The sequence below is a fragment of the Aerosakkonema funiforme FACHB-1375 genome (assembly GCF_014696265.1).
GTDB classification, from domain to species: Bacteria; Cyanobacteriota; Cyanobacteriia; order Cyanobacteriales; family Aerosakkonemataceae; genus Aerosakkonema; species Aerosakkonema funiforme_A.
This window is the reverse complement of record NZ_JACJPW010000028.1, coordinates 57,353-78,679: the sequence shown is the minus strand read 5'-3', so window position 1 is coordinate 78,679 and position 21,327 is coordinate 57,353. Positions and strand designations below refer to the sequence as shown.

Annotated in this window: 20 protein-coding genes; 5 read left to right on the top strand and 15 right to left on the bottom strand. The window is 45.4% G+C overall.

What is annotated here, in order from left to right:
* Window positions 1–13: 13 nt before the first annotated feature.
* The 3 genes from H6G03_RS12900 to H6G03_RS12890 all read right to left on the bottom strand — a co-directional run bounded on the left by H6G03_RS12900 (window position 14) and on the right by H6G03_RS12890 (window position 1,207).
* Entirely contained in the window at window positions 14–262 is a 249-nt protein-coding gene (locus H6G03_RS12900; RefSeq protein WP_190464775.1) for a hypothetical protein, read from the bottom strand.
* A 45-nt stretch (window positions 263–307) separates the two neighbouring features.
* The gene (locus H6G03_RS12895) at window positions 308–730 is read right to left on the bottom strand and encodes a tetratricopeptide repeat protein (RefSeq protein WP_190464774.1); all 423 of its coding nucleotides are present in this window, start codon (window positions 728–730) and stop codon (window positions 308–310) included.
* Window positions 731–850: 120 nt separating this feature from the next.
* Window positions 851–1,207 carry a HesB/IscA family protein gene (locus H6G03_RS12890; RefSeq protein ID WP_190464773.1) on the bottom strand — a complete coding sequence of 119 codons (357 nt, stop codon included), beginning with the start codon at window positions 1,205–1,207 and terminating at the stop codon, window positions 851–853.
* 227 nt (window positions 1,208–1,434) lie between these two features.
* On the opposite strand from H6G03_RS12890, the gene H6G03_RS12885 reads away from it, so the two are divergent.
* Complete coding sequence (locus tag H6G03_RS12885) at window positions 1,435–3,072, top strand: DUF6930 domain-containing protein (protein WP_190464779.1); 1,638 nt, start codon at window positions 1,435–1,437, stop codon at window positions 3,070–3,072.
* Between the two features lie 781 nt (window positions 3,073–3,853).
* Window positions 3,854–4,951, top strand: coding sequence for a hypothetical protein (locus H6G03_RS12880; RefSeq protein WP_190464772.1), 1,098 nt, complete (start codon window positions 3,854–3,856; stop codon window positions 4,949–4,951).
* A 30-nt stretch (window positions 4,952–4,981) separates the two neighbouring features.
* Here H6G03_RS12880 and H6G03_RS12875 read toward each other — a convergent pair whose 3' ends face one another.
* The 7 genes from H6G03_RS12875 to gvpA form a co-directional block, all read right to left on the bottom strand.
* On the bottom strand, window positions 4,982–5,368 hold the full coding sequence (locus H6G03_RS12875; protein ID WP_190464771.1) for a hypothetical protein: 387 nt from the start codon (window positions 5,366–5,368) through the stop codon (window positions 4,982–4,984).
* 390 nt (window positions 5,369–5,758) lie between these two features.
* A complete protein-coding gene (locus H6G03_RS12870) occupies window positions 5,759–7,639 on the bottom strand; it encodes a LamG domain-containing protein (protein ID WP_190464770.1) in 1,881 nt (626 codons plus the stop codon).
* A 193-nt stretch (window positions 7,640–7,832) separates the two neighbouring features.
* Window positions 7,833–8,105, bottom strand: coding sequence for a hypothetical protein (locus H6G03_RS12865; protein WP_190464780.1), 273 nt, complete (start codon window positions 8,103–8,105; stop codon window positions 7,833–7,835).
* 31 nt (window positions 8,106–8,136) lie between these two features.
* Window positions 8,137–8,325 carry a hypothetical protein gene (locus H6G03_RS12860; protein ID WP_190464769.1) on the bottom strand — a complete coding sequence of 63 codons (189 nt, stop codon included), beginning with the start codon at window positions 8,323–8,325 and terminating at the stop codon, window positions 8,137–8,139.
* A gap of 4 nt (window positions 8,326–8,329) precedes the next feature.
* Complete coding sequence (gene gvpN, locus H6G03_RS12855; protein WP_190464768.1) at window positions 8,330–9,241, bottom strand: gas vesicle protein GvpN; 912 nt, start codon at window positions 9,239–9,241, stop codon at window positions 8,330–8,332.
* A 2-nt stretch (window positions 9,242–9,243) separates the two neighbouring features.
* Complete coding sequence (locus tag H6G03_RS12850; protein WP_190464767.1) at window positions 9,244–9,807, bottom strand: hypothetical protein; 564 nt, start codon at window positions 9,805–9,807, stop codon at window positions 9,244–9,246.
* Between the two features lie 152 nt (window positions 9,808–9,959).
* Complete coding sequence (gene gvpA / locus H6G03_RS12845; RefSeq protein WP_190464766.1) at window positions 9,960–10,178, bottom strand: gas vesicle structural protein GvpA; 219 nt, start codon at window positions 10,176–10,178, stop codon at window positions 9,960–9,962.
* A gap of 387 nt (window positions 10,179–10,565) precedes the next feature.
* Here gvpA and H6G03_RS12840 point away from each other — a divergent pair, with 387 nt between their 5' ends.
* Window positions 10,566–12,344 carry a bifunctional serine/threonine-protein kinase/formylglycine-generating enzyme family protein gene (locus tag H6G03_RS12840; RefSeq protein WP_190464765.1) on the top strand — a complete coding sequence of 593 codons (1,779 nt, stop codon included), beginning with the start codon at window positions 10,566–10,568 and terminating at the stop codon, window positions 12,342–12,344.
* Window positions 12,345–12,474: 130 nt separating this feature from the next.
* On the opposite strand, the gene H6G03_RS12835 is transcribed toward H6G03_RS12840, so the two are convergent.
* The 5 genes from H6G03_RS12835 to H6G03_RS12815 form a co-directional block, all read right to left on the bottom strand.
* Window positions 12,475–13,230: a peptidylprolyl isomerase gene (locus H6G03_RS12835; RefSeq protein ID WP_190464764.1), complete on the bottom strand. Its 756-nt coding sequence runs from the start codon at window positions 13,228–13,230 to the stop codon at window positions 12,475–12,477.
* A gap of 69 nt (window positions 13,231–13,299) precedes the next feature.
* The gene (locus H6G03_RS12830) at window positions 13,300–13,578 is read right to left on the bottom strand and encodes a hypothetical protein (RefSeq protein WP_190464763.1); all 279 of its coding nucleotides are present in this window, start codon (window positions 13,576–13,578) and stop codon (window positions 13,300–13,302) included.
* Between the two features lie 10 nt (window positions 13,579–13,588).
* The gene (locus H6G03_RS12825; protein WP_190464762.1) at window positions 13,589–14,821 is read right to left on the bottom strand and encodes a T3SS effector HopA1 family protein; all 1,233 of its coding nucleotides are present in this window, start codon (window positions 14,819–14,821) and stop codon (window positions 13,589–13,591) included.
* A 25-nt stretch (window positions 14,822–14,846) separates the two neighbouring features.
* Window positions 14,847–16,031 (bottom strand): phosphotransferase, encoded by a 1,185-nt coding sequence (locus tag H6G03_RS12820; RefSeq protein WP_190464761.1) that lies wholly within the window; start codon window positions 16,029–16,031, stop codon window positions 14,847–14,849.
* Window positions 16,032–16,154: 123 nt separating this feature from the next.
* Window positions 16,155–16,379, bottom strand: coding sequence for a hypothetical protein (locus H6G03_RS12815; RefSeq protein ID WP_190464760.1), 225 nt, complete (start codon window positions 16,377–16,379; stop codon window positions 16,155–16,157).
* A gap of 1,197 nt (window positions 16,380–17,576) precedes the next feature.
* Here H6G03_RS12815 and H6G03_RS12810 point away from each other — a divergent pair.
* Both H6G03_RS12810 and H6G03_RS12805 read left to right on the top strand, forming a co-directional pair.
* Window positions 17,577–18,167 (top strand): helix-turn-helix domain-containing protein, encoded by a 591-nt coding sequence (locus H6G03_RS12810; protein WP_190464759.1) that lies wholly within the window; start codon window positions 17,577–17,579, stop codon window positions 18,165–18,167.
* 25 nt (window positions 18,168–18,192) lie between these two features.
* On the top strand, window positions 18,193–21,303 hold the full coding sequence (locus tag H6G03_RS12805) for a peptidase domain-containing ABC transporter (protein ID WP_190464758.1): 3,111 nt from the start codon (window positions 18,193–18,195) through the stop codon (window positions 21,301–21,303).
* Window positions 21,304–21,327: the final 24 nt, after the last annotated feature.

The following is a 21,327-nucleotide window of genomic DNA, read 5'->3' as shown; positions in this document are numbered from 1 at the left end:
TAGCCCCTAACCCCTAACTGACTTTTGAGTTAAGGCGTTTGGAAACCCAACTGACTATCCCGCTGACAATGGCCCCTGCCATGAGAATGCTAATGGCAGGCATAAATATCGGTTCCCAAAGTTTGTGCCAAAGGTCGAAGCCCAGAGGAATGTCGGTAGCTTTACCGATAAGTGCGATCGCAAACCAGAAAAAACCGATTAAAACGAGGAAAAAATCCCACATTAAAGCTACATTGAGCCATTTCAGCAATTTATCTTTCATTTTTAGTCATCAATCATCGTCGCTCGGTCAGGCATAACCAATTTATCAACCAAACAGCCAGGTCTGGATGCGCTCAAGACTCTTCCATTCTGGTTTTCTGGTTAAACCTTCTTCAATATTTTCTTGAATCTCGCGACGCAATTCCGAATCCAAAGCAAGTATCTGTCCGACAATTTCGATATGTTGTCGCACCCCAGTTTGATTGGTTTCGAGCATAGCAGATGCGAGGTTAATGCGTGCTTGCGGTTCTTGCGGCGTTAACTTCACTGCCTTTTGGGCTGCTTTGTAAGCTTGATTGGGTTTATCGTCCAACAGGTACAACCAAGCCAAACAAGTCCAAGCGGAACCGTTTTTAGGAGTGCGATCGCAAATATCTTTGAAATAGGGTATGAGAGTCTCCGGAGTTTCGCCAGCTTTATAGCGTTCAATACCAGATTCAAAAATCTCCGCAGCTGTTTGTTGGGTCATCGGTGTTCAAAAAAGAGATTAAAAAATAAAAAAGAAAGAGGTAAGCACAATTTTGCCTTTTTCTTTTTTAATTAGTGACAATGGCTGCTTTCGATCGCTCCGTGCAGGACGGGATACTACTTACACAGCAAAAGACTTACCGCAGCCACAGGTTTGACTGGCATTCGGATTGGTGAATTGAAAGCCACCGCCAATCATAGCATCGCTATAGTCCAGAACCAAACCGTACAAATAAAGTAAGCTCTTGCGATCGCAGACCAGCTGAAAGCCATCATAGTCAAAAACGTCATCATTCTCCGTAATGGTGCTGGGATCTATAAAGTCCATCATGTAAGACATCCCAGAACAGCCACCTTGGCGAACGCCCACGCGCAAGCAAAGGTCTTTTCCTTGTTTATCCCGCAAAAATTTAACTTGCTGGAGGGCACCATCGGCGATCATAATACCGCGTTGCTGAGACTGAGTTGCTGATGTCATAAATTTATATCACTCCTTGGCCTGCTAACGTCTATAGGTTTTTACCTTCTAGTATATTTTATCTAGCTTAAGAGCATCCCAAACTCAAAAGCAGAAGCACAAGCCAAGCAGGAATGCCTTATCGTGAAGATAAGGAAACCCTTCCCCATACAGGGATGGCAGGATCTTACGGTCAGTACGGATACCGAACCCGCAACCTGCTAATTATATTAGTAACGGCTCAGTCTATGACAACCCTCAATCGCTCTACCCGTCGCCGGTTAAAACAATTAAACCAAATTCCCAGCGTGTGGGAGGGCGATCGCCGTCCATTATCGCCAGACGGCGAATCAGACACAGAAGCAAAAGGCGATTGTATTTTGTGGGTAGATGGTTCGCAAGGAGTTGTCCGTGCGATCGACATGGTAACCTCAGAATCTGGCCCAGAAGCCGTAGTACGCACATTGCTGCGAGCGATGGAATATCCCCAAGGGCCAGTCAAACCAGCTCGACCCCAGAAAATAGTGGTGCGCGATCGCGAAATTCAATTTTTCCTGCGCGGAGTACTGCAAGAACTGGATATCGCCATAGAACACGTACCGACACTACCCTTAATTGACGAATTGTTTCGGGAGTTTCAAGAAAACGCCAACACCCAACCACCCCAGTTACCGCCCCAGTATGCCGATCGACTCATGCAAGCTGCATACGAGATTTGGAACGCTGCACCTTGGGAATACCTGGAAGAACATCAAATCGTATCCATTGAACTGAACCGTTGGGACATTGGTACCCTCTACGTTTCTGTGATGGGGATGTCGGGAATGGAGTACGGCATTTTACTGTACCGTTCGCTCGACTCCCTCAAGCGCTTTCGGGCTACTGTTTTGCAGGAAGAAGAATCTCTGGAAAAGCTGGAAGAAGCTTTCCTGGGGCAAGACTGTCTGTTTGTCACCTTTGAGTCCGCAGCTGACTTGCAAGAAGATGAAGACATCGATTTAAGTGACCTGGCATTTTCAGAAATCGAGCCAAATTTTGGCAATATCCACCCATTAGAAGGTCTCCGTGCCTCATTATTTGAAGAAGAAGCCCTCATTCTTTTAACTGCCCTAGAAGGCTTCAATCGCTTTCTACGCGCCCAGCGCCGGCAATTAGCTGGCGACACGTTCCCCTCTCTGAGCAATCGCTATCGCATTTCTGTACCTCAAGAAGATTCCCAAACCGGCACCCAACAGGCATCTGTGAAAGTGGCAACGCTACCAGATATCTCCAAAGAACTGTTGAAAATGATTGAATGGGAAGACGAGGAAGATGATGAGGTGCTTTCTCTCAAAGCTATGCCCGTTCTCAGAGATGACTTGGTGCCGCAAAATTCCTTCCTCAGCATCGGGATGGTGTCTTGGGAGATGGTGGAGTATTTGCGGATGAGTCTGGGACAGAATCCATCGATGGAAAAAGTAGAAGCGCTGGGAGATGGGTTACCGGTAATTTTGATCCAAACTTCGCGTCCCAAGGCTAAAACCTTGATCGAGAAAATTCAAGCAGCAGGAGGTGTTAAAGGCATTTTCTTTAATCCGGGGGAAGACCCGTTTGAAGATAATACTTACGACTTGGGAATCATTCAAACCAACAATGAGGAAATGCACGTTTTTGGCGAGTTTATCCAAAATGACCCCATTCACGCAGAAGCGCGTAAGAAGTGGGATCGGCGGTGTAAGAAAACGAAGGGTCACTGCGCCTTGCTGATTAGTAAAGGGTTAACGGGTGCTTCGCGAGGAAATCCTCAGTTACAAGATATGATGGCTCTGTTTGAGGCGCGATCGCTCTCTCATAAAGAATTGGGCTTAGGTACTCTGCAACGGATGTTGCAAGTGGACTGGGAATAAGAAAGCAGGGAGTAGAACGCCGCGTTAGTTTTGAGAAGTTTAAGAAACCCGTTTTTTAGACAATATCCTCCAATCAACTCGGTGTCATCCTAAATCCGGGTCTCCTACCCCTTTTTCAGGCTCAATGTTACTCCTTCTCCTACTCCCCCACTCCTCCCAACAATAACGGAGATAACTGAAGCCGATTTGGTATCAGTTGTCGATCGCAGTTTGAAAAATAGCTTCACAAGTTTTTCACCTTTTTAAGCTTAGCTATCTAATAGGACATCCGTGTTGAGCAACCACGAGCTATCTAGAACACCAGCTTGGGTATGTTCCTTTGCTGCCATCAAGATTAGCTCATGGTTGTTATTATTAGACTCAATGATAGTTAGCAATGAATAAAAAATTAGGCTTTTTAGGTATATTTACGGAAACAATTGCATTAGATCTAAAAAACCTGAATTGTCACATAGACAGATATATTATATTGCCGAAATCAGCAATTACACTTAAAAAAGTTTTAGCTACTACTTGTCCTAAGTTAAAAGTTTATTTTTCTCGGTTTTTATAAAGAAATGAAGAAGAAATATGTTATGTAGTTTTATATACACACAAAATAAGTCCTAGTATGATAAAAAGTTAAGTGAGAGCCAAAAAAGTAGTAAAGACAAGTTCGCATATAGGTAAAATTAATCGCTAATAGGCAATTTCTAAATAGCAAAAGCAAATTTTTATATGCTAAAATGAAATTAAAAATGTTAATCTTTGCAGCACCATCAGCTATCTAAAAGGGGAAGTAATGGCTAAAGCAACAGTTCAATCATTAGCTCACCAATGGGCAAAAAAGTATATTGAAAACCTCCAAATCAATTCCCAAAATGAATCCTCAAAACAGCCCCATAAGTTAGCAGATATAGTTTCCAAAGCAGGACGGGAGCAAACTGCCGAAAAATTAATGCACTCGCTCCGATTTGTGAGCGCCCAAGCCTGGAACAAAACTGAAGGATTGCTAGCGAAAGAAATCTATAGGCACAGGATAAATCCCAGATTAATCAATCCTTGGGAAATTGCGGCAGATTCGTTTCGCATTTACGAAAAAGCGCTCTTAATTTACACGCAACAAGCACCGCCGAGACGTCTTTCTGTGGTGATGGGGCTTGATAACCAATACGACGATCTCGACAAAAATGCACTCGAAATCTATACAGAACAGATTGCTCCCAGCCAGCTGGCAAGTTTGATAGGTGAGGAAATCGGCGAACTTCAGAATAAGTACACTGCAAATGACCCGCGAGTCAAAGGTTTTGTGAGTATGCAGTTGCACTATACCAGCCAGATGCTGTTGGAGATGCTCTCCCCCACAGAACAAATGCTGGTAGGTGCTTATTTCAAAGTAATTGACGACCACTTCTATATGCCTTTGCAGCGCTCTTATCAAGCGGCAGCAAAACTCGACTACGACTCACCGGTTTTGGCAGCTGTGCAGCAGTTGTTACCGGAAAGTACTAAGATTGCGAAAAAGATTAATGAGCGGGTAATTCAGCTCTACCCAGGTTATTGCAGCAACAGCGGTGCTTTAACCGACCCAACAGTGCAAGTTTCCAGTATCCGCGATGTGGAAATGTTCCAAGTGTATTTGTGGGTGTGCGCCTTGGAAGAGAACATCGCCGCTATTCAACAAGAACTATTTCCTCTATGCGTGATGCTTTACCCTACTTTGGGGGTTAAGTGGGAGCTGCTGCGGCAAATGCTGTATTTATTGGGTAAAGAAATCCGCAGTCGTTTGACTGCGGAACAAGCAGCGAAATTTATGCCATATTTTCAGGCATTGTGGGAAATGTTTTCCCCCGATGTGTTTGCCGCTCTTGGGGAAGAGGGGAATTTATTAGCAATATAGGCTTTATTTCTTAAAGATCGGCAGTTTCTGTTACCTTTGGCCTAGCTGCCTCTTCAATTGTGCAACTTGTGCCTCCAGCGCTTTGACGCGCTGGTTTAGGTCAACTGCTATGTTGGCGAGTCGCTCAAACATGGGATCTTGAGATGGTCTTTGTGTGTTGATTCTGGGGGTGGCGCGTGGGGGTAAAGGTGCTGGTGTCGGTCTGGGTATTTCCCGTCTGGGGAATTCGGAACGGTTGCTGATTCGATATAGTTGGGACTCGATGCGCTCAACTTGCGATCGCAACTGGGAGTTATCTGTCTCTAATCTAGAAATACGGGATTCTAGGAAACCTGTCGATTGAGCCAGCGTCAAACTGGGCCATAGGGCAAGTCCCAAAATAAAAGCAAGGCAAAGCAGTGCAATTTTTTTGTGCATTGTGATGCTCCCAGCTAACATAGCTAGCGTTTTGCACAATACTTATCTGACTGGCAGTTCACCAAATTGATTTTGATAAGTCGAACTGGCGAAGAAACGCGGTTTTTCTAAAAAGGGTTTCTTTAACTTCAAAACTCACTTGACAAACTACTAGATCTCCAAGTTAACGCATCAGCCAAAGTAATTGCTACCAACAAATATCATTTGTCGTGAGGTTAGATGAGAATGAATGTGCAGAGCAATAGTTATATTTAATATTCAACTTTTTCATCTGGTTTTCGATAGATTTGATTAAAAATAAGAAATTGCGGTCGATCGCTAAACAAAAAACCCGGTTTTTCTAAAAAACCGGGTTTCTGGAAATCCCACTATGGCATGACAGGGGAAAGGTTAATAGTGGCCGTTCTTGCCGTTACCGTTGCCGTTGCCGTTCAGGTTGCCTCTGACCAGAACTAAACCGACCAAATTTTCCCAGTCGGCTCGCTTAATAACACCGTGATAGCTGTTATAGGTGCGATCGATAACGGTAGTATCCGTTGCTTCCTTGAGAGGCCAAAATCCCATTAAGCCCGGTGCATCGCCCACCGCCAAACTGTTCATCTCATTTTTGATTTCCGCTTGACTGCAAGCGCGATTCCAAATCCGCACGTCGGTGATTTGACCGGGGAAAAAGTTGGCTGGTTTTCCGTCTTTTGTACCGGCTCCTATCCGCAAAGGACGCGAGGTATTGGGCACATAATGAGTCAGTTTTTCGCCGACTAATTCACCATTAATATAGAATTTCAGCATTGCGCCGTCGTAGGTGGCGACCAGGTATGTACGACTATGGAAAATCGCTTCTGTACCGCTAACTACAGTCCAACCTGCTTCTCCAGCACCCAGGCAAAATTGCCATTTATTATCTTGACCCGCATAGAGAACGTATCCTTTGGGCAGAAAATCGTCTTGGGAGGATATAGCAGCACGCCAAGTTCCCTGCCAATCTTGTAAGTTTACCCAACAGGATAAGGTGAATTGGGTGAGATTGAGCGCCGGGACATAAGGGATTTCCACATAACTTGACATTGTGCCATGATTGTGGTATACGCTCTTATCCCTGACTGCGGTGCCTGTACCTTCATTGAGGGGCCAGTATCCCACTAAGCCCGCTTCGTCGCCGTCAAGGCGATAATTCATTTCGGTTTGAATTTCTTTTTGGACGCAAGCGCGATTCCACACACGCACTTCGGTGATGTGACCGGGGAAAAAGTAGCTTGGGTTGCCTTCTGTTACGCCTGCGGCAATTCGGAAGGGACGAGCGGTATTAGGCACAAAACCATTTACGACTCTTTCTATTGCTAATTCGCCATTGACATAGAATTTGGCGATCGTGCCATCGTAGGTAGCTGCGAGGAATGTCCAGGTATTGAGCTTTAATTCAGGCCCGTTAATGTATACCCAGCCATTTGGCCCGGTGCCCAGCCAAAATTGCCATCGATTGTTCTCTCCTGCATAGAGAATGTATCCTTTTTCTGGAGAGATGTCGCGAGAAGTGACGATCGAGCGCCATCTACCCTGTTCGCCTTGGACGTTCGCCCAGCAAGATACGGTAAATTGAGTGGGATTCAGAGCTGGGCTATAGGGTATTTCGATATAATCGCCTTGCCCATCGCAGCTGACGATCGCCGCATCATCTGGCTCGCCGGTACTGGCTAGAGCTTGCAGTTCTTGAGTTACCAGCGCTCTGCTCCAGACTCTGACTTTAGTAATTGTGCCGCGAAATAAACAGTGACTGGCTCCGGCTTGTTCGATCGCACCTGCTCCTATATGGAGGGGATTGCAGGTATTTGGCAAAAACGGTACTCCCGTGCGCTGTCCCACTGCCTGACCGTTTACATATAAAGTCATAATTTGGGACACTTGGTCATAAGTTCCAGCCAAATGCGTCCATACTCCCGGTTTGGCTTTTGGCCCTGTTACTACGAGCCAGGGACTTCTGCTCTGACCGCTGCCCATCCAGAATTGCCACTGTCCGTTGGGGGTGACGCAGAAAACGTAGCCTCGGCGTCCTTGCCATGCTGAGCCGCTGACGGAGGTCAAGATCGATCGATACCCCGCTCCCCCTTTGTACTGAACCCACATTTCAGCCGTGAAGCTGGTCGGGTTGAATTCTGGGCCGTAGGGGATTTTAATCTGACAGCCACAGTCATCAATGTAGGGAGTTGCTTCAGCTGGGTAACTGAGGTCAACTTCTTTTAGCTGCTGTGCGATCGCAGTTTCTTTCAGTATCATCGCTCGCCCCAATATTTTTTTGACTTTCTGAATTGCTTGTAATATTCCGACCGACGATCGGGTTAGTTTCTAGAACACCTATAAGTAATCCCAGAAACCGGGTTTCTTTGGGTTATAGCAACGAAATATCGAGTTTCATTCCTGGAAAGAAACCCGGTTTCTCATCTTCTATACCCCGTAGTGAATCTATGGTTTAGTAGCGACGCATTTCGGCAAGAAACTTATTCTGGTAGCGCAAAAATTCATTGCGCGATTCCGCAGTGCGACGTTTGTGATATTCATAGATTTCGTTTCGCAGGTTCTCGATCTCGCGCGATCGACTGTCTCGATCCTTGAGAAACTCTTCTTGATGCCTGAGAAACTCGCCGTGCCATTCCTGATAGCGGCGTTGGCCATCCCTAACTAGCATTTGACGATAATGCTCGCTGGACAGTAAGTGTGGGGGAATACCATCGAGATTCGTCATGACTAAAGACCTCCTGGGTAAGATGGAATTACTACTGCCGTTTCCACTGTTTCTTCAGCCACTGTCTGCGGGCTTCACCAGCCAGCATTTTTGCTGATGCACCGATGCAGCGGGCGCGATCGCTGGCAGATAAGTCCAAACCGCTCAAGGTTTGGCAAGCGCGGAAACTGGAAATCATCCCGCCAGTGCGAACTTGCCGCATGGTGCGAATAAGCAGCATTACTTTACCTCCGTTTAGTAGCGAGTTTCTTTACCGACGTAAGTTCTTGAAACAGTTCCCCAAGAATCGAGATTGATTCGCTTTGGGGCAGTTTGGAACGCGACAGCAAGACATCCGCACAGATATCTCGAAAGTCTGCGTTGGTCGGCGCAACAGTAATATTTTGGGTGTGACAGACTTTACCGATAATCAGACTAGCTCGCAAACCGGATGACTTATCTGCCTGCGTGCGCTCCCGGAACCTCTTGACTAGATGAACGATGACTGAGCCTTCAGCTCGCGTCACTCCTGCTTTTTGGACAAGAATCTCCTGCTGAGTCAGTTCATCTGGTTCTGGAATGTCGATCGTCACCAAACGATCCATCAGCGCATCTTGTGCTTCGTGAACTCCGCAGTATTCTTCTGGATTGGAGGTGAAAATCACCCGGAATTCCGGATGGGCGCGAATATATTCTTGTTGCTGGGCAACTGGCGGCAGCACCAGTAGCTTTTCCTCCAATACGGAGAGCAGAACGTTGTTCACCTCCGGACGGGAACGGTTGAACTCGTCGTACACCAGAGTAAAGCCTTCGCGGCAGGCTGTGGTTAGACGCGCATCGACCCAAGATTGGCGGAATTCATCTTCCACCTTGACTACAGTGTGGATAAAATTATCCACGACTTTCTTGCGGCTGTATCCCCCTTGGTTACCGATCAGATCGGACGATTTGTATTCATCATCGCCAAACACCAGTAAAATCGGACGCTCCAGCAGATTCGCCAAATGTATTGCCAGCGTCGTTTTACCAGTTCCAGCCGGTCCGCGCAAATGAACCGAGAAACCCGTACTGAGATAGCGCAGGGCACGCTGGGTCAAGCGACTGATTGTGGGTGTATCGACAAAATTCTGGGAGTTGACTTGCAGAACTGTAGCCACAATTAACTCCCTTGGATCGGATAGTAACTCTGAGCTTGCTGCACCAGAAGTTTCTGGTTCATTAAGCTTTGCAAAGCATTGACTGTATCGGCTCTAGATAGACCTAATGCCGTTTCGATATCATCGATCTGGACACCGATGTTCTGCCGAACGTACTGGAATACCCGCTCCAGATTTGTCGGGATAGATTTTGGTTTGGCACTGGGGGGGACATTGGGGGCTGGCAAAGGTACGGGGTTGACGTCGGTCATCAGGGTTGGTGCTGTTCCCCAAACGTAATCTCGCATAGCTGCTACGTAGGCTGCCCGTTGATGCGCTTCTTCCATCCAGACTTCTTGCTGATGCAATCGCGTTTCTTCTCGGAAGTTCGCCACATCCGATTGCAAGGTGTTGTGAAAGTTACTGAGCGAGTCGCGCAGAGCAGCCGCCATCGCAGCTCGGTTTGTTGCTGTCTCGTACAATTCCATCTGAGTCTGGTGGCGATGCTCCAGCACCTGATGTTGACGTTCGTTGATTTCTTGTTGACGCTGCGCTCGCGCAGCATCCCATTCCTCTCTTAAAGACACAATTTAGGCTCCTTTTCCGCTATTTTCTCCCTAAAACAAAAAATTAGCGTTCTCGATCGCCGATCGACAGCTACCATCTGCATCAGATTACTGGAAACACCTGCTTGTGATATTGCAACAAGCAGGTTAACTTAGCATCAATGGTGACAATATTAGGCAGCCGGTACAGCAGCTTGTGAAGTTAAACCAACTGCTTCGGCGTACTTTAAGTAGGTTTCTACCGACGCTACGACAACCCGTGCTTCTACTGCTAGCAGTTCGATCCCTACTAAGGATACCCGCGCCCACAGGTCGATGACGACACCTTTGTCGAGGATGCGATCGATCACTTCGGCCAGACTGGAAGATGAGTTTACTTTTTCAACAGCCATAGTAATTTATACCCTATGTAAGATGAAGTCTCTAACTATTTATACTATCTGACTTTATTAAATATCCTTAAATTTTAATCTGAAATAAAACTTTTCATTTCTACTTCAGGTATTGCTTAGCTTGCTTCAATTTTATTGCATATTTTATGCCTCCAGATCCTAAAGAACTTATAAAGAATATTCTGCCTTTAATGTTGAGTTTGCTAATGGTTGAGTAAAATTATGTTAACAATCTAAAATAAATGAGAACCTTTAAATGTCCGAGGCAGCATTAGGGCTGTTTTTAGAGTATTATTACCTACGATTTACTCATTTTTAAACAATTTCAAGCAATTTTAAGCAATTGTTAGCAGATAGTCGAATTTTTGTATAGCAGAAAGCAGACGCATGAACCCAAATCAATTCTGGCGAATGTTTGAAGACGAGTGGTTTACGCCCAAGTATCGTCTGAAAAAGCTTTTGGGTGCGGGATCGTTTGGTGCGGTATTTCTGGCAGATGAGGTAGTTGCCGATCGCGTCATGCGGGAAGTGGCTATTAAAATATTTTCCAACGAGAGCGGGCAGCAAGAGCGTCAGATTGCTGAGTTGCAAACTGCGATCTCTCTCAAACATCCTGGCTTACTGGAAGGTTTGAGTCCCGAACAAGGTTGGCTTAAAGGTGTGGAGTGTCTCGGTTTAGTGATGGAACTCGCCCAAGAGTCGCTGGTAAAGCGGTTGCAGCGAGGTGCATTATCTGTCTCGGAAGTGAAAGCCATAGTGAAAAACCTCGCGGGTGCCTTGCATTATTTGCACGATCGCGGCGTTGTGCATCGAGACTTAAAGCCTGCCAACATCATGTTAGTGGGCGGACAGTGGAAACTGACGGATTTTGGCATTTCCCGGCTGTTGGAAAACCGTAGCGGTAGCGATACCGCCCCCAGTCATCAGGTGGGCACGATCGCTTATGCACCGCCAGAATCTTATCAAGGTAAAATTTCCCTTGCCTGGGATCTGTGGTCGTTGGGAGTGGTAATCGTCGAAATTCTGACAGGTCAACATCCTTTTGCCGGCAACACCATACCGGAAATGATGCAGCGGGTGACGATGGCAGAACCCGACATCCCTTCCGAACTGCCCGCTCCCTTTGCCGCGATCGTGCGGGGTTGCTTAGTCAAAAATTACACACAACGCTGGACAGCAAGCCAAGTTCTCGCCGCACTCGACCCCACCGCAGATTTAGGCAGAGTCACGGTGTTATTGCCTTTTTCGCCTAGCTTTCGCAAAGTTCTGCCAAACGGGGTAGAAGGGCAGGGATACGTAACAATACCGACTTCCGGTATTCGGCTGGTAGAACCGAATGCTTCCAGGGTAGAGCCGCCCACAATGCGATCGGATGCGGTTTCCACACCCGCTCGCGCCCTCCCCAACAACAGATGGAATTACCAAGAGCGACTTCCTGGCGGTGCAAAGCTCGATATGATTGCCATTCCGGCGGGCAGTTTTTATATGGGAACTTCGATCGCAGACATCGAACAAGTTTTACGCCTGGAAAGTTGGTTTAAACGCTGGGAGGTGGAAAAGTGGTTGCGCCCCGAAATGCCCCAGCATAAAGTTAGCTTACGTAGTTTCTCTATGAGTAAGACACCGATTACTCAGGAGCAATGGCAAGTTGTGATGCAAACCAATCCCTCCCATTTCAGCGGTTTGTTGCGACCGGTGGAAAATGTTTCTTGGTGGGATGCGGTTGAGTTTTGCGATCGTCTTTCCGAAATCGCTGGTAAATCCTATCGCTTACCCACCGAGGCGGAATGGGAATATGCCTGCCGCGCCGGTACTCAAACCCTCTACAATTTCGGTAACAGCAAACAACCCCTGCGAAACTTTGCCTGGTACACCTGGAACTCCCGCAATCAAACCCAACCTGTAGCACAAAAACAGCCAAACGCCTGGGGATTGCACGATTTGCACGGGTTAGTCTGGGAGTGGTGCGAAGATAACTGGCACGATAAGCTGAATGGCGCACCTAAAGATGGTAGTGCTTGGATCGCGAACGGACACCCGACGAAGCGCGTAGTGCGGGGTGGCGCTTGGTACAGCTTGGCAGATGATTGTCGGTGTGCCTATCGTTTTTGCTACGATGGTAGTTTTCGATACCCCAGTATCGGGTTTCGTGTGGTATTAGGCTAGGGGCTAGGGGTTAGGGCGTCGGGGCTAGGGAAGAGGGAAAAGGGAAAATATTAATTCTCCCGCTCCCCCGCTCCCCCACTCCCCCACTCCCCCACTCTTCCACTCTTCCCCTAGTCCCTAGCTATAAAAGTCAAACATCCTTTAACCAATTTTTGAAAAGAGATTCTAAAATTTCGTCTCTAACTGATTCGCTAAGTTGGGGAGGAAACATTTTTTCAATTTTGATAATGTGATAGCCAAATTTAGTTTGAATTGGCCCAACTACCTCACCTTCTTTCGCTTCCGAGACAGCTTCTGCTACCTCCGGCATCAATCTGGAAAGAAAATGAATCCCAACAAAACCACCATTTTGTTTAGACTGTCGATCTTTAGAATACTCTAGTGCTAAAGCACAGAAGGCGGCTTTGTCTTGTTGAAGTGCAGCGGCTATTTTCAAAGCCTCTGTTTCCTCGCCTAATAAAATTTGAGAGAAAGCAATGCGTTTATAATTTTTGCGGTTGTTGATATAATATGAATCGACTGATGCGCCAAAAAGTTGTTCTTTTAGTTTCTTGGTAAGTAGCGCGACTCTAATCCCACTAGACCAATCCTCTACCGCGATTCGCTGCTCTTGAAGCCAAGATAAGGTTTGAGAAGAACTCAATAATTTATGTTCGAGGCGAAAGCTATCTCCGGCTGCTTGTAATTCTGACTCGGCAACAGTAATGCCGCGTCGATCGCATATCGCTAAAATCAGCGCATCGCGCTCGGCATTAGTTGCAATTTCAGCAAATTTGTAATTACGGCGCAGGTAAGCAATAATATCTGCATCTGTTAAAGGGGGGATTTTTGGCAGTGAAGATTCTTGTGTAAATTGCAATTGAGTTTTTTCCATTGTTTTCTGCATTGCGGTTTTCTCCTTAAGTCTGTAGTTTTAGGTTTTGAAGGAATAAGGTGGGCAATGCCCACCCTACTTTTAAGATCGATAAAGCAATTTTTCAGAGGGGACTTGTTGGATTTTTAACCGATCGCGATGTAAGTCGCCGTAAATGTTGAGATAATCAATTTCAGGGGGTGTGAGTTTGCCTTGCTGGACAGCTGCGATCGCCGCATCCACCTCTTCGCGCCGCCGCAGACCCGTCAAGCAAACATCCACGCAGTTTTGGCTCAAAGAATAGCGATACAAATCTGGAACGGAAGGTCGCCAGCATTCTGTTGGCAGACCCGCAGGCGCTTTGTAAAGGGAAGTGTGCATACCAGCAGACTTAAAGGTGACAATACCGGGTCGCTGCGGGTCTTCGGCATCTAAATAAGGAAAGACTCGATCTTGGGCAGTACGGTGAGCAATATTGTGTCTCACCATCACCACATCTAACAAAGGGTTGTGCAACCACTGATGAGCTAGATCGTGGTCGTGAAAAGAGGCACCGATATAGCGAAATCCCCAAAAGAGAGAAATTTTTTGTAATAGATGCCATACGGCTATCTGGAGAGTCATCCCCATTTTGCCAAGCTTCCAGTAAACCATTAGCAACTATTTGGCAGCGATGCGTCCCGAAACTTTCTTTGGTAGTGAATTTGCGATCGGGTTCTTCCGCTAGAGCAAGTCCCGGCGCGAGCAATTTGGTGAACAGAGGCACTTCTGGCTGAAAATGCGATCGCTTTTCTGTATAAACGGTTTGAAGCACTTGCCGCACTACTTCATAGTTACCTTTTGCAAAGTAGAGAACTGCACTATCGTAGCGTTCGTAGGCAGAAGGATTGTAGAGAGCTTTGAACGAAAAGGGAATAGAAATTTCGTTCAGGTGTCTTGTAATAGCAGCCATAATCGCTACCGCACCTTCAGGCGTTAAATTAAAGTAAATTCGCACCGTTTGAGGATCGACATTTGAATTGTCGAGACGTTGCGAACCTTTATTGCCGACTGCCATGTAAAAGCCATTTTGAACTAAATTGCGCGGTTTGCGGATAGCAACCGCATCGCCGACAGCAGCGGATTTATCCTCTAATCGTAGATGGCGATCGCGCTGGATGTGCAAAGTCAAATTGTTTTTTGTGACTGCTAGGCTGCCATCATCCTCTTGTTTTAGCACACTCCAACCGGGATCGAAATAGCCTTCCCCACAATTGCTTTCGTGCAATCGATCGTAAAATTTTAGGTCTACTCCCAAATAGGTGTTGTTTTCCAGATTTTGCTGAGCTTCTAAATCCATTGAATCAGCTTCTGGTGCCAGAGATTTTCGCAACGAGGCGTTGTAATAAATTCCGTACAAAAAACTTCGCAATCGTAAACTGAGATACTTGTTGCGAAGCTCCAAAGGTAGGCTTTGGAAACGGGATGCTACTTCCTCTGGAAGTTCTAAGGGTTTGTAATCGGGATGGCTAATGCAGAAGTCGGATTTAATCTGCATTTTATTGGCGATGTCTTGCAGAGAATCCAGCACTCGATCGCCAGATACAGTTGGTTGTAAAATTTTAAGAGAATCTACCAATTGCATAATAGTTTAATTTCACTAGAAAGACTCAAGCGATCGCAGGAATGAAACCAGTTATTTCAGATGCCGCATTGCCAAAAACAGTCGCCATTGACTGTTCCGGACGGGAAAGTAAACCCTTGGCAACCTGAAGCGTACAAATACCCGTATTGCCAAAAGTTTTTTGGTACTGTATCTGAGACTGAATTTGCGTAATCAAGCCAATACCGGCAAACTGCATGACTCTCTTTAAGAAATCGGGACGACGCTCTCTAATTTCTGGAAAGTTACCGAAATAAGCACTAACCAAAGCAGCAATTGAAGGTTGGATTTGTTCGAGTGGTATCATCGCCATGCGGAGAGATTCTTCCATCTCAATTGCTTTACTTACAACTAAGCTAATCAGCCAGATTTGTAAGTAGCTGGCGATGATCGTACCTAAGTCAAGCGCAGGGTCTCCCCAGTTACAGCGTTCCCAATCTATCAGTCGAACGATGCTGCTTTCTGATGGTTCTGCTTTTAAGAGGGCTTGCTCCCAATCGTCGTGCAGTAATATGTTGTTCAACTTTAAGTCGTTATGAGTGAGACAGCAAGGTTCGTAAGAGGCAATAAGTTCTGCAATAGCCGTTCTTAAACTTTCATAACGCTGGTAGAGGGTGAAGAATTTGATTCCGTCTGCGGGTACTTGACCGAAAATTTCCGGGGTAATTCGATCCAACTTCCGCACACTGTCCGTAATTCTATAACTGGCTACTCCTTGGCGATTTTGCGTGAAGAAGTCCCGATAATCCTGACGATCTAGAGTAGCGCGATGGATCGCTGCTATAATGGCTCCAATTGCAGATGCGATCGCTGTCGGAAAAACCTTCTCCTTGGCGTAGAACTTTGCTAGATCGCGATAGTCATTTAGGTAGTTGAAAACAATAATTGCGTTTTCTGCATCAAAATTTAGCACCTCCGGAAGTAGCGGACGGAGGTAGCTGAGTTCTGGAGATTGTTGTAAAAACTCCTGCATCCGCCATTCGTTGAAAAATTCGCCCGCAGTTTTCCCTTCTTTGTTATAGCGCTCTTGCTTAACCAGAAGTTTGCGATCGTCTGGCAAACTCAGTAACAAATTAAAGTTTTTGGCAACCTTTAGCTCAACTTTGCTCAAATCCCGGTCTGACTGAGAGCAAATGGCAAACCGAGTTAAATACTCAAAAACATTTTGAGAACTTAATAGAAATGAGTTCATTTTCGTTTTTCATCCTCTACTCAACAACTAGGGTTAAAACATGAATTTCATGTTCCAAACCCTAGTCGGTCAAAATAGTATTCGGCGAATTAAAGAGTGGGCGCAAACAATCTCCTAGCAGCTTCAGGTAGAGATGCTAACGTCGCCAGTAACGCTAACTACGCTTTTGCTAATCTCAAGGCTATTAAGGATGCTCTCTTCGCCGCTAATACCGCTAATGCTATTGTCGAGCAAGCCGCCACCACCCCAAACGGTGAGTTCTTCTTCAGCCAAATCATTCATAAAGCTTTCATCATCAGCAAAGAATTCAGATCCAGCCAACAGGTCGGTAATTTTGATGTCAGACATTGTTTGTTCTCCTTGATGAGTAATAAGTGAATCAGACAAAATTGCTTTGCTTGAAGAACTTGACTGTTTCTTGTCCCGTTCTTAATTACATTGATAACGAACTTAAACCAGGCGTGTCAATCTTTTTCAGACTATTTTTTGTATCTAAGTTAGGGTATTATGTCGTTTTTTAATGGCAATTAGTATCTATCTTTAGGATCGCGTCTTATTGATATAGGAAGATTTTTAAAATTATCTCTATCTTAGGAAAAATAAGAATTACTTTTCTATCTTTCTCGTGGCTGATTTAACCATGCCTTAACAGCGTTGCTATTTGACGTAATTGCCTGAATTAGGTCTTTTTTAACTAAAACACATAACTACCTGAATTATGTCTTTCTAAGCTGGCACTAAAGTAAGGGCTAATTGACTGAATAGCAGAGGGTTATGTAAGTATTTATGTATTTAGGGCACAAATTAGATGAGGTAGCGCTCGCCACAGCAATTGCTTGCCAAAAAAATGACGGTATATAGCAGCATACAGAACTTTTTGCTTATTTGTTGATGAGTACAAGGTAGTTAAATTTACACGTTTAAGCTTATTTGGATGGGTGCTTTCTTGAATTGCTGCTTTACAAAAACTTTAAAATACCACTGCAAATATAAAGATTATATGAAGATAGATGCCGATCTGACTGGAATAATTGTGATCTTTAATACATTTAATTTTGCCCTGCGCTTATTTCGGTACTCTCAGGTTTGAGCTTTGTCCATAAAGAAGGTGAGAAAGGTTGCCAGAGCAGAGTACTTAGTTTTACTCTAAAATAAAAAATATTTGTATATAATATTACATTAATTTTCGGGTTAATTAACGATATTGTTATACCCATTTAGGTAGAAATATTTTTGGGTTTTTGTAAGATAAGCTGCATTAACAGAAAACTATATAAGGAGGAATATTAAGCTTAACAGGTAAGGAAGCGCCCACAAGTTAGACAAAAAATACGGAATTTTGGTTAGTTAGTACCAGATCGATTGGGGAAGGGATCGAACCTTCCAGCTAAGCAATAAGCATCGAAGCCGAGAATTGTACTAACCTGAGCCAGGAAAATTAAGCTTAGGTCAAATTTTTTTCAGTTTTGGGAGAAAACAAGGATTTTTCCTTGTTTCTGTTTGTCATATAACACTTAAAAGTTGAAAACAGCGGGAATTAGACAAATGAACGAAATCGAGAAAGGAGGAATTACTTTGGCAAGTCAGGTTCAACTTTTGACACCTTTTCAAAGAAAGCTTTTACTCAAAAGTATGGAAACGGAGTTACGACCGGAGTACCGCCGTCGCATAGAAATCATCCTTTTGGCAGATGAAGGTAAATCGCAAACGCAAATATGTGCAGAGCTGGGATGTACTCAAGAAACAGCACGGTACTGGATTGCGATCGCACGAGAAGGCAAAGCGCACCAATGGAACGAGCAACCCATCGGTCGTCCCAAGACTATCAATACTCAATATCTCGATCGCTTAAAAGAATTGCTGAATCACAGTCCCCGCGAGTATGGCTATTCATTTGAGCGCTGGACAGCGCAATGGTTGGGGAAACATTTAGCCAAAGAATTGGGGATTGCGGTCAGCGATCGCCACATTAACCGCCTGCTCAAGCAAATGGGACTATCCACGCGATCGAAACCGGAAAAAGTAACAACCGATTTCCCCACAACTAAGAAATTTGGCATTACCATCCACGATTTACAGCCTACTTCAGTACCAGATTTTTTTTCACCCTTTAATATCATCGAAACCACTAAATAGACCTACTTAAATATTTGAGAAAGCTATGGTTCAACAGCCATCAGGATTTTCCAAACAAGATATAACTCAACAACTCCGCCAAAGCCTCTTTCAGGCAATTCCGGAATCAGAACTTTCCCAATATTTCCAGCTTTTTGAGCTAAGAGAACCAACAGCAGGAAAATTGTTTTGGCAGGCAGCAGACGCGACAGTAGGTATATATGCAGTCCTTGCTGGTAAAGTTAGATTGCTCGATCGCGACGATAACTTAATCGCTACACTCCAAACAGGCGCATCATTTGGCGAGCTAACTCTCTTTGGGGAAGAAGACTTTCAGCCTTATGCTGCGAGAGCTTCCATCAACCTCACACTTTGTTATCTTCCTGGCGAATTTCTGCAAAGCCTCATTCAGAAATATCCGCATATCCGAGAACATCTTTACCGTAAGGCTGTAGTTTGGGATTTGTTGCTGTTGTGCAAACAAAGTGGTTCCCTTCGGGATTTTCCCGGTGGGGAAGCGATCGAAGTGCTATCGCTTTTGGAACAGCATAACCTCGATGTGGGAAAACTCCCCGCACCCCTATTCAAAGATTGCAAACTTTGGTTCCTCCACCGTGGCGAACTCCTACATTCTTCAGGCCAAAAACTCACCCCCGGAAGCATCTACGCACCTTCCCAATTGAGTAAAGATAAAGATCGCAATTGGCAGGTAACTCAACCAACCGAACTTCATATCCTCACCGATTCCGATTGGGAAAAAGCGCTCTCTAGCTTGCCGCAATTAACTCAATTGATAGGAGAGGAAACCCCCCCAGCACGAGTAGAGCAGCCGAGGAACAGAGGCGCAGAGGCGCACAGGAGCAAAGAAAAATTCAGTCCAAAATCCAAAATCCAAAATCGCCAACCCCCCAATCCAAAATCCAAAATCCAAAATCCAAAATCGATCGCTAAAGCTTACTTTCCCAGTCCAACAGTAGCAGCTGGTCAATTGTGGCAAGGTTTTACCAGACGCTATCCGTTTTTTAAACAGCAAAGTGCGTCTGACTGCGGTGCTGCGTGTCTGGTAACGATCGGTCGCTACTGGGGTAAGCGTTTCAGCATCAATAGAGTGCGGGATCTTGCCAATGTCGATCGCAACGGTGCCTCTTTACGAAGTTTAGCAGCAGCAGCAGAAAGTATCGGATTTTCTACCAGACCTGTAAAAGCCAGCCTTGACAAACTTGCCAAACAAAGCTTGCCTGCCATAGCTCACTGGGAAGGGAAACACTACATCGTAGTCTACAAAGTAACTCGCGATCGCGTTATCGTTGCAGACCCCGCGATCGGTCAACGCAACCTCACCCATGCAGAATTCAAAGCTGGTTGGACTGGCTACTTATTATTATTGCAACCCACACCTTTCCTCAAAGAAGTCGATGAATCCAGCCAACCTTTCTGGCGATTCTTTGAATTACTAAAACCCCACTGGCTAGTGCTGTTGGAAGTGTTAACTGCTTCCATCTTTATTCAGATATTTGGATTAGTTACACCCTTATTCACTCAGTTGCTATTAGACCGAGTAGTAGTGCAGCGCAGCGAACTGACATTAACAGCAGTAGGCTTTGGTTTGCTCATCTTTAGCCTTTTCCGAGTCCTGATGACCGGACTGCGGCAATATCTTCTCGACCATACTGCAAACCGAGTCGATTTAGCACTAATTATCGGTTTTATCAGCCATACCTTCCGGCTACCGCTCAGATTTTTTGAGTCCCGTTATGTGGGAGACATCATCTCCCGCGTGCAGGAAAATCGCAAAATTCAACGTTTCCTAACTGGAGAATCGCTGTCAATCTTTCTCGATTTACTGACAGTCTTCGTCTATGTGGCATTGATGTTTTGGTATAGCTGGAGAATGGCAGCGCTGGTGTTATTAGTCTTACCGCCATTTCTGTTACTGACGCTGATTGCCACGCCTGTTTTCCAACGCATCTCGCGAGAAGTATTTAGCGCTTCTAACGCTGAGAATAGCTACTTGATAGAAGCTCTGGGCGGTGTTCGCACTATCAAATCGATGGCGATCGAGCGGACAGTACGCTGGCATTGGGAAGAACTGTTTAACAAATCCATTAGAAGTACATTTTCCGGGAAAGTTTTCAACAATTTTATTATCATCTTCAGCTCCACGATCGAAGCCGTGGCAACCACAGCATTACTTTGGTTTGGAGCTTGGCAAGTGATTCAAAATCAACTGACTATCGGGCAATTAGTTGCTTTTAATATGTTGCTCGGTAACGTTATTCGTCCGTTTCAGCGACTAATTGTATTGTGGAATCAATTGCAGGAAGTTGTCATTTCCGTCGAACGCATCGACGATGTGCTTGACGCGGAGCCAGAAGAAGATTTACAACACGAAATTCGCCAATCTTTACCGCCAATTCGCGGTCACATTCACTTCAATAAAGTCACTTTCCGCTATCACCCTGACAGCGATTCCAATACTCTAGAAAACATCAGCTTTGAAGCACAGCCAGGGCAAACTGTCGCCCTAGTCGGACGCAGCGGTTCCGGGAAAACTACAATTTCCAAGCTAGTTTTGGGTCTTTATCCGCCCACAGAAGGAAAGATTTCGATCGACGGTTACGATATTACGAGCGTGTCGCTGCGATCGCTGCGTTCTCAGATTGGTGTTGTCGATCAAGATACATTCCTTTTTGGCGGTACAATTCGCGAAAATATAAGCGTAGGACACCCAGAAGCGACGCTGGATGAAATTATTGAAGCAGCCCAACAAGCAGGGGCACATCAGTTTATTAAAGACCTGCCGATGGGTTACGAAACGCAAATCGGCGAAGGCGGCGGAATGCTTTCTGGGGGACAAAGACAGCGCCTTGCGATCGCTCGCGCCCTAGTAGGAAATCCCCGCTTGCTGATCTTAGATGAAGCTACCAGCAGCCTGGATGCTGAATCGGAGCGAATCATTCAAACCAACATGAGCAAAATTTCCCAAAACAGAACAACCATAATCATCGCTCATCGCCTTTCCACAGTCCGAAATGCTGACTTAATTTTGGTACTCGATCGAGGGGTATTGGTTGAAAGTGGCGACCACGATCGATTAATGGCAAAACGGGGTCACTACTTCTACCTCAATCAGCAACAGCTAACTGCCGTTGGCTAAATTCAGTTATTTTTACCCTTACGC

What these genes read in the sequence shown, in the direction of transcription:
- H6G03_RS12900 (WP_190464775.1), bottom strand. Translation starts at nt 262, where the DNA reads ATGAAAGATAAATTGCTGAAATGGCTCAATGTAGCTTTAATGTGGGAT.
- H6G03_RS12895 (WP_190464774.1), bottom strand. Translation starts at nt 730, where the DNA reads ATGACCCAACAAACAGCTGCGGAGATTTTTGAATCTGGTATTGAACGC.
- H6G03_RS12890 (WP_190464773.1), bottom strand. Translation starts at nt 1,207, where the DNA reads ATGACATCAGCAACTCAGTCTCAGCAACGCGGTATTATGATCGCCGAT.
- H6G03_RS12885 (WP_190464779.1), top strand. Translation starts at nt 1,435, where the DNA reads ATGACAACCCTCAATCGCTCTACCCGTCGCCGGTTAAAACAATTAAAC.
- H6G03_RS12880 (WP_190464772.1), top strand. Translation starts at nt 3,854, where the DNA reads ATGGCTAAAGCAACAGTTCAATCATTAGCTCACCAATGGGCAAAAAAG.
- H6G03_RS12875 (WP_190464771.1), bottom strand. Translation starts at nt 5,368, where the DNA reads ATGCACAAAAAAATTGCACTGCTTTGCCTTGCTTTTATTTTGGGACTT.
- H6G03_RS12870 (WP_190464770.1), bottom strand. Translation starts at nt 7,639, where the DNA reads ATGATACTGAAAGAAACTGCGATCGCACAGCAGCTAAAAGAAGTTGAC.
- H6G03_RS12865 (WP_190464780.1), bottom strand. Translation starts at nt 8,105, where the DNA reads ATGACGAATCTCGATGGTATTCCCCCACACTTACTGTCCAGCGAGCAT.
- H6G03_RS12860 (WP_190464769.1), bottom strand. Translation starts at nt 8,325, where the DNA reads ATGCTGCTTATTCGCACCATGCGGCAAGTTCGCACTGGCGGGATGATT.
- gvpA (WP_190464766.1), bottom strand. Translation starts at nt 10,178, where the DNA reads ATGGCTGTTGAAAAAGTAAACTCATCTTCCAGTCTGGCCGAAGTGATC.
- H6G03_RS12840 (WP_190464765.1), top strand. Translation starts at nt 10,566, where the DNA reads ATGAACCCAAATCAATTCTGGCGAATGTTTGAAGACGAGTGGTTTACG.
- H6G03_RS12835 (WP_190464764.1), bottom strand. Translation starts at nt 13,230, where the DNA reads ATGCAGAAAACAATGGAAAAAACTCAATTGCAATTTACACAAGAATCT.
- H6G03_RS12830 (WP_190464763.1), bottom strand. Translation starts at nt 13,578, where the DNA reads ATGCACACTTCCCTTTACAAAGCGCCTGCGGGTCTGCCAACAGAATGC.
- H6G03_RS12825 (WP_190464762.1), bottom strand. Translation starts at nt 14,821, where the DNA reads ATGCAATTGGTAGATTCTCTTAAAATTTTACAACCAACTGTATCTGGC.
- H6G03_RS12820 (WP_190464761.1), bottom strand. Translation starts at nt 16,031, where the DNA reads ATGAACTCATTTCTATTAAGTTCTCAAAATGTTTTTGAGTATTTAACT.
- H6G03_RS12815 (WP_190464760.1), bottom strand. Translation starts at nt 16,379, where the DNA reads ATGTCTGACATCAAAATTACCGACCTGTTGGCTGGATCTGAATTCTTT.
- H6G03_RS12810 (WP_190464759.1), top strand. Translation starts at nt 17,577, where the DNA reads ATGAACGAAATCGAGAAAGGAGGAATTACTTTGGCAAGTCAGGTTCAA.
- H6G03_RS12805 (WP_190464758.1), top strand. Translation starts at nt 18,193, where the DNA reads ATGGTTCAACAGCCATCAGGATTTTCCAAACAAGATATAACTCAACAA.